The sequence below is a fragment of the Galbitalea sp. SE-J8 genome (genome assembly GCF_030345695.1).
In the GTDB taxonomy this organism is placed as follows: Bacteria; Actinomycetota; Actinomycetes; order Actinomycetales; family Microbacteriaceae; genus JAUASV01.
In genome coordinates, this window is sequence record NZ_JAUASV010000029.1 from 25,359 (window position 1) to 32,085 (window position 6,727).

The 6,727-nt window shown below is 74.2% G+C and carries 6 protein-coding genes; 2 read left to right on the plus strand and 4 right to left on the minus strand.

Annotated elements, in window-relative coordinates:
• Positions 1-6: 6 nt before the first annotated feature.
• On the minus strand, positions 7-927 hold the full coding sequence (locus QT381_RS14610) for an ATP-binding cassette domain-containing protein (RefSeq protein ID WP_289249771.1): 921 nt from the start codon (positions 925-927) through the stop codon (positions 7-9).
• A gap of 80 nt (positions 928-1,007) precedes the next feature.
• On the opposite strand from QT381_RS14610, the gene QT381_RS14615 reads away from it, so the two are divergent.
• Entirely contained in the window at positions 1,008-1,940 is a 933-nt protein-coding gene (locus tag QT381_RS14615) for a TetR/AcrR family transcriptional regulator (RefSeq protein ID WP_289249772.1), read from the plus strand.
• 34 nt (positions 1,941-1,974) lie between these two features.
• Here QT381_RS14615 and QT381_RS14620 read toward each other — a convergent pair whose 3' ends face one another.
• The 3 genes from QT381_RS14620 to QT381_RS14630 all read right to left on the minus strand — a co-directional run bounded on the left by QT381_RS14620 (position 1,975) and on the right by QT381_RS14630 (position 5,185).
• Positions 1,975-3,507: an aminopeptidase P family protein gene (locus tag QT381_RS14620; RefSeq protein WP_289249773.1), complete on the minus strand. Its 1,533-nt coding sequence runs from the start codon at positions 3,505-3,507 to the stop codon at positions 1,975-1,977.
• 124 nt (positions 3,508-3,631) lie between these two features.
• A complete protein-coding gene (locus QT381_RS14625) occupies positions 3,632-4,117 on the minus strand; it encodes a hypothetical protein (protein ID WP_289249774.1) in 486 nt (161 codons plus the stop codon).
• Positions 4,118-4,126: 9 nt separating this feature from the next.
• Positions 4,127-5,185 carry an endonuclease/exonuclease/phosphatase family protein gene (locus tag QT381_RS14630; protein WP_289249775.1) on the minus strand — a complete coding sequence of 353 codons (1,059 nt, stop codon included), beginning with the start codon at positions 5,183-5,185 and terminating at the stop codon, positions 4,127-4,129.
• A 229-nt stretch (positions 5,186-5,414) separates the two neighbouring features.
• On the opposite strand from QT381_RS14630, the gene QT381_RS14635 reads away from it, so the two are divergent.
• Positions 5,415-6,278, plus strand: coding sequence for a PHP domain-containing protein (locus QT381_RS14635; protein WP_289249776.1), 864 nt, complete (start codon positions 5,415-5,417; stop codon positions 6,276-6,278).
• Positions 6,279-6,727 lie beyond the last annotated feature (449 nt).

Sequence of the window (6,727 nt, forward strand, 5' to 3'; positions counted from 1 at the left end):
GTTCGGTCAGCCCTTCGTTGCGGCGAGCTCGCGCCCGCGGGAGTCGGTGTCGGAATCGGCGCCGGTCGGCGTGGAGGTGAGGTGCAGGAAGACGTCGTCGAGGCTCGGCCGACGCAGCTGAACGGATGCCGTGGCGGCATCCGTGCCCATCGCGTCGAGCGCCGCGCGCAGTCCCTCGACGGTGCCGTCGGTGGGCAGCTCGCGCACGAGCTCGCCCGACGCGTCGACGAGCGAGACGACCTCGCCGCCGACGAGCGCCTTGAGCTCCGCGGCCGTGCCCTGTGCGACGATCCGGCCCTGGGCGAGCACGGCGATGCGGTCGGCGAGCTGGTCGGCCTCCTCGAGGTACTGCGTCGTGAGCAGCACGGTCGTGCCGGTCGCGGCGAGGTCCCGGATGATGTCCCAGAGCGCGGCGCGCGCCCGGGTGTCGAGGCCCGTCGTCGGCTCGTCGAGGAAGACGACCGGCGGGGTGCTGAGCAGGCTGATCGCGAGGTCGAGGCGCCGGCGCATGCCGCCCGAGTACGTCTTGACGCGTCGGCCGCGCGCCTCGACGAGGTCGAAGCGGGCGAGCAGCTCGTCGGCGCGACGCGCCGCGGCCGAGCGTGTCAGGCCGGAGAGCCGGCCCATCATGCGCAGGTTCTCGGCGCCCGTGAGCACGTCGTCGACCGCGGCCGACTGGCCGGTGAGGCTGATCGCCGCCTTGACGGCCTCGGGTTCGCGCGCGACGTCGTGTCCGGCGACGGTGACCGTGCCGGCGTCGGGGCGCACGAGCGTGGAGAGGATCGAGATGAGCGTGGTCTTGCCCGCGCCGTTGGGGCCGAGCAGGGCGAGCACGGTGCCGCGCGCGACGGTCAGATCGAGGCCGCGGAGCACCTCGGTCGTGCCGAACGACTTGCGCAGACCGCTCACGGCGATGATGTCGGTCATGAGAGCCTTTCTGCCTACGTCGTAAACTGTTTACGATGTACGCAACCATGTGTAGGGCATAAGCAGTTATGCTGTCAAGCGTGACCGAACCCGAACTCCCGCGCGGTGTCGCGCTCGCCTGGGGCGTCGCCGCCAACCCGCAGCGCGGGCCGAAGCGCGAGCTGTCGATCGAGCGCATCGTCGACGTCGGCGTGCAGCTCGCGGACGCCGGGGGACTGGCATCCGTCTCCATGTCCGCGATCGCCGCGGAGCTCGGCGTCTCGTCGATGGCGCTCTACCGTTACGTCTCCGCGAAGGACGACCTCGTGCTGCTCATGCAGGAGGCCGCGGTCGGAGTCCCGCCCGAGAGCGTGCGCGAGCACGACGGATGGCGCGCCCGCCTCGCCGAGTGGGCGCGCGCCCAGCAGACGACGTACGTCGAGCACCCGTGGCTGCTCGACGTGCCGATCACCGGCACGCCCGTCACCCCGAACAACCTGGCCTGGATGGACGAGGGGCTCGCGGCGCTCGCCGAGACGACCCTCGGCGATCGCGAGCGGGTCGACGCGCTGCTCGCGGTGCTCGCCCAGACCCGCTGGAGCGGCATCATCGAGCGCGGGATCACGGATGCGGCGCGGGACGCCGGCGCGTCCGTCGCGGATCTCGACCGCCAGGGCGCCGCCCTGCTCGCCGAGCTCATCACGCCCGAGGCGCTTCCCCAGGTGCACCGCGTGCTCGTCGCCGGGGTGCTCGCGGGCGGGGGCGACGGCGTGCCCTACGACGAGTTCGGCCTCGGCCTCGTGCTCGACGGGATCGCCGCGCACCTCGCCGGGCGGCCGGATGCCACGGGTCCGGCCGCGCCCGGAACCGGCGCGTCCGAGAACGAGCCCGAACCGCCGGCCGTGCTGCGCGATCCGCGCGTGAAGGATGCCGCGCACCGCCGCCGGGAGGCGGAGAGGCAGCTGCGCGAGGCGCGCAAGCGCGAGCGCGAGGCGATCAGGGCCGCGCGCGAACGCGCCGGGAAGTCGGGCTGAGCGCGTCGAGGCCCGCTCCTCTGCCGCCCAGCGGTCAGCGGGCGAGCCAGGCCTCCACGTCATCCGCGGTGCGCGGGATCGCGATCGAGAGGTTCTCTGCGCCGGACTCGGTGACGAGGATGTTGTCCTCGATGCGCACGCCGATGCCGCGGTACTCGTCGGGCACCGTGAGATCGTCGGGCTGGAAGTAGAGTCCCGGCTCGATCGTGAACACCATGCCGGGCTCGATGATGCCGTCGAGGTAGAGCTCGCGCCGCGCCGCCGCGCAGTCGTGCACGTCAAGCCCGAGGTGGTGGCTCGTGCCGTGCACCATGTAGCGCCGGTGGTACTGGTGCTCGGGCTGAAGCGACTCCTCGGCGCTCACCGGCAGCAGCCCCCACTCGGCGGTCTTCGTCGCGATCACCCTCATCGCCTCGGCGTGCACCTCACGGAAACGGATGCCGGGGCGCACGATCGCGAAGGCCGCATCCGCCGCCTCCCGCACCGCCTCGTACACGCGCCGCTGCACCTCGCCGAACACCCCGCTCACCGGGAGGGTGCGCGTGATGTCGGCCGTGTAGAGGCTGTCGACCTCGACGCCCGCGTCGATGAGGATGAGGTCGCCCGGCGCGACGGGTCCGTCGTTGCGCGTCCAGTGCAGGATGCACGCGTGCGGGCCGGCGGCCGCGATGGTGTCGTAGCCGACCGCGTTGCCCTCCGCGCGGGCGCGCCGGTTGAACGTGCCCTCGACGAGGCGCTCCCCGCGGGCGTGCTCGACGATCGCCGGACGATCGGCGATGACGTCGTCGAATCCGCGCTTCGTCGCGGCGATCGCGGTCCGCAGCTCGGCGATCTCGTAGTCGTCCTTGACGAGGCGCAGCTCGGAGAGGTCGCGCGCGAGCTCGAGGTCGCCGTCCCACGCGAGGTCGGCAGCGTCGTGCGCGGACGGCTCCGGAACGGTCGCTGCCAGCAGACGGATGCCGTCGATCCGGTCCGTCAGGTCGCGGTCCGCGGTGCGCACGACGAGGGTGTCGGCATCCGCTGCCTGCAGCACGGCGTCGAGATCGGCGAGCGGGGCCGTGGCGAGGGCGAGGTCGGCGGCGACGTGCGTCGGGCTCGGGCGCGGTCCGATCCAGAACTCGCCGATCTCGGGGTTCGCGTAGAACTCGTCGGAGTCGCGGCCGGCCGGGTGACGGTAGTAGAGCGTGGCGTCGTGTCCGTCGTACGTCGGCTCGGTGCCGTCGTCCCGACGCTCGAGCCGGGGCTCGAGCACGAGCACGCTGTCCGGCACGGTGTCGGACGCCCATCCGGTGAGGTGGGCGAAGGCGGAGTGCGGGCGATACGGGTAGTCGGTGTCGTTCGAGCGCACCTTCGCCGGACCCGCCGGGACGATGAGGCGACGGCCCTCGTGCAGCGCGGAGATGCGCGCCCGGCGCGCGGCGGCGTACGGCGCCTGCGCGCGGGGTGCGGGCAGCGGCTCGGCGCGGTCGGCCCACTCGCTCGCGATGTACGACTTGAAGCTGTCGCCGAGGGGGACCGTGGAGCGGTTCGAGGTGGCGCGTGGCGTGGGAGTGGTGGAGTCGGCCATCACACCATTGTGCGCGCTTCCCGCGGGCAGGTGGGCGCGGCCGGGCCCAGCGCGCGTGCGCGCTCGCACCCAGAGCGGGGCGCGCTGCCGGGCGCGGTCAGCACGGCACGTGCGCGGCGGGCGGTCAGTGCGGGGTGACCGCGTCGAGGATCGCGACGGGGCCGTCCTCGCCGACGCAGAACTCGGCGAGGCTCGCGGGCCCTCCGCCGCCGACGAGCGCGGGCACGTCGGACTTCGTCGTCACCCGCCACGGCCCGCCGAGCGCGTCACCGTCGCCGAGGCGCTCCCCGTCGGCCAGCACGACGTGGTCGGCGTCCTGGGTCGTGCCGCTCGGCCAGACCGCCCACGCGGTGGTGCCGTCGTCGAGGGCGACGTCGAAGCATCCGTTCTTCTGCTGGTGCACGGTCGCCGTGTGCAGCGCGGGGGCGACCGCCGATGGCGCATTCGACGCGGACGGCGCGGGGCTCGCCGACGCCGACGCGAGCTGGTCGACCGTGAGGATGCCGGTGCCGCCGAGCGTCGTGCCCGGGCTCGTGACGATCGCGACGATGATGCCCGCCGTGACGAGGGCGCCCGCCCCGATGCCGACGAGCGGCCAGTTCAGCTTCACGCTGCGACCCTATCCGTCGTCGCCGGTGGGACGACCGGATGCCGGACGCAGCGTCGCGACGATCGGCCGGTGGTCGCTGCCCGCGCCGTCGAGCGTGGTGATCACGCGGAACGCGACGGGCGTCCACTGCGGCGTCGCGAGCACGTGGTCGATGGGCGTGCCGACGAGCGCCGGCGCCCACGTCGGCCACGTGCCGACCGCCGCGGCGTCGCGCCGCTGCGCCGCATCGCGGCAGCTGCCGAGGCCGGCGCCGGCGCCGTGCGGCTCGTGGGTCCAGTGGTCGAGGGTCGAGTTGAAGTCGCCCGCCATGATGGTGTCGCCGCGGCAGGTCGCCGCGGCCCAGTCCAGGTCGCTGCGCCACGTGGCCAGTTCGGACGGCACGGGCGCGACGGCGTGCACGGCGACCAACGTCGGTCCCCCGCCCGCCGCCGGCCCGGCGACGACGCTCGGCAGCTGCCCGGTCGAGCCGGCCGCGTCGTCCAGGCGGTACTCGCCGAGGTCCGCGCCCACGAGCAGCGTCGTCGAGCGCGCCTTCGAGACGTGGTCGAACGCCGTGCTCAGCACCTGCATCGTCGTGCCCCGGGCGGCGAGCAGGCCGGCGACCTCGGCGCCGAACTCCTCGGTGGTCTCGGGCAGGGTGACGACATCCGCTCGCTCCGTCTCGACGAGATCGGCGACGGCCTGCGCACCGGGGGCGCCGCCGAGCGTGTTCCAGGACAGCACGGTGAGGTCTCCGTCGCCCGCGGTCGCCGCCGGGCCGTCGCCGTGCCGGGCCGCCGGGTCGCCGCCCGTGCCGCGGTCGGTCACGACGATCGCCTGCAGGCCGACGAACGCGGCACAGACCAGGGCGACGGATGCCGCGAGCCGCCGCGAGCGTCGCCGGAGCGCCACGACGAGCAGCGCGAGCACGAGGAGGGCGACGCCGGCGGCGGCCGCCGCGGCGCGGAACGACGCGACCTGCGCGACGACCGGTGCCCGCTCGAGGTGCACGACCCCCGGCCAGGCGACGACGAGCAGCGCCGCCGCGAGCACGACCGGAACGATGGCGTCGAGCAGGCGGCGGATCATGGCGCCACGAGCATAGGGGAGCGGGCCGGTGCCGGCCCGTGCTCCGCGGCGAGTGCGGGCGAGGGACGTGGCGCGCGGGCCGCGCTTGAGCCGGGCGCGGGCCGGGCTTGGGCCGCGTGGCGGCGCGTCGCGTGCCGGGCGCGGCGTGGCGGCGCGTCGCGTGCCGGGCGCGGCATCCGCTGCCCGCCGCTGCCGGAAGCGCGGACCACTCCCGCCCTAGCATGGTCCCGTGTCCAGCCCGATCGCGTCGCGTCCGATCGATCTGCACACCCACTCGAGCGTCTCCGACGGCACCGAGACGCCGACGCAGCTCGTGCGCGCGGCGGTCGCGGCCGGGCTCGGCACGGTCGGACTCACCGATCATGACTCGACGGCCGGCTGGCAGGAGGCGCGCGGCGCCGCGCGGGGCACGGGGCTCACCGTGGTTCCGGGGATGGAGCTGAGCACGAACCTCGGCCCGGCGAGCGTGCACATGCTCGCGTACCTGTTCGACCCGAGCAACGCGCGCATCGTGGCGGAGACCGCCCGCATCCGCGACGGCCGGCTGCACCGGGCGGAGCGCATCGTCGAGCGCATCGCGCGCGACTACGACGTGACGTGGGACGAGGTCGTCGCGCAGTCCGACGGCGGTGTGCTCGGCCGCCCGCACATCGCCGACGCGCTCGTCGCGAAGGGCATCGTGCCGAACCGCAGCGCGGCGTTCGAGTCGATCCTGCACTGGCAGGGTGGGTACTACGAGAAGTACTACGCGCCCTCGCCCCTCGAGGGCGTGCGCATGATCGTCGGCGCGGGCGGCGTGCCCGTGCTCGCGCATCCGGCGACGCACGGCCGCTGGCGTGTGCTCGACCGCGACACGATCGCCGAGCTCGTCGACGCCGGACTCGCCGGCCTCGAGGTCGGCCACCGGGACAACACGGATGACGGACGCGCGCGCCTGCTCGAACTCGCCGACGAGTTCGACCTCGTCGTCACCGGATCGAGCGACTACCACGGCGCCGGCAAGCCCAACCGGCTCGCCGAGAACACGACGACGCCGGAGGCGCTCGCCCGGATCGTCGAGCGCGCCACGGGCGCGGCCCCGTTCGCCGACTGATCCGCGCGCTGCTCGAGAAGCGGTGTCCTTGGTCGAGGAGGGATTCGTTGGTCGAGGTGCCCGCGAGCGGAGCGAGTCGGCGTCTCGAGACCATGACGGCCGGTGCGCCGGTGGTTTCGAGTCGCGTCCTCGCTCACGGGGTGTGTCGTTGGTCGAGGTGCCCGCGAGCGGAGCGAGCCGGCGTCTCGAGACCGTGACGGTCGGTGCGCCGGTGGTTTCGAGTCGCGTCCTCGCTGCGCTCGGGCGCTCCTCAACCAGCGGAGGGAGGGGGCGGGTGTGTGTCGTTGGTCGAGGTGCCCGCGAGCGGAGCGAGCCGGCGTCTCGAGACCATGACGGTCGGCGCGCCGGTGGTTTCGAGACGCGTCCTCGCTGCGCTCGGGCGCTCCTCAACCAGCGGGGAGGAGACGGGGGGGTGTCGTTGGTCGGGGTGCCCGCGAGCGGAGCGAGCC

Excerpts from the sequence above, each read along its gene's own strand:
- QT381_RS14610 (WP_289249771.1), bottom strand. The coding sequence starts at position 927 with ATGACCGACATCATCGCCGTGAGCGGTCTGCGCAAGTCGTTCGGCACG.
- QT381_RS14620 (WP_289249773.1), bottom strand. The coding sequence starts at position 3,507 with ATGGCCGACTCCACCACTCCCACGCCACGCGCCACCTCGAACCGCTCC.
- QT381_RS14630 (WP_289249775.1), bottom strand. The coding sequence starts at position 5,185 with ATGATCCGCCGCCTGCTCGACGCCATCGTTCCGGTCGTGCTCGCGGCG.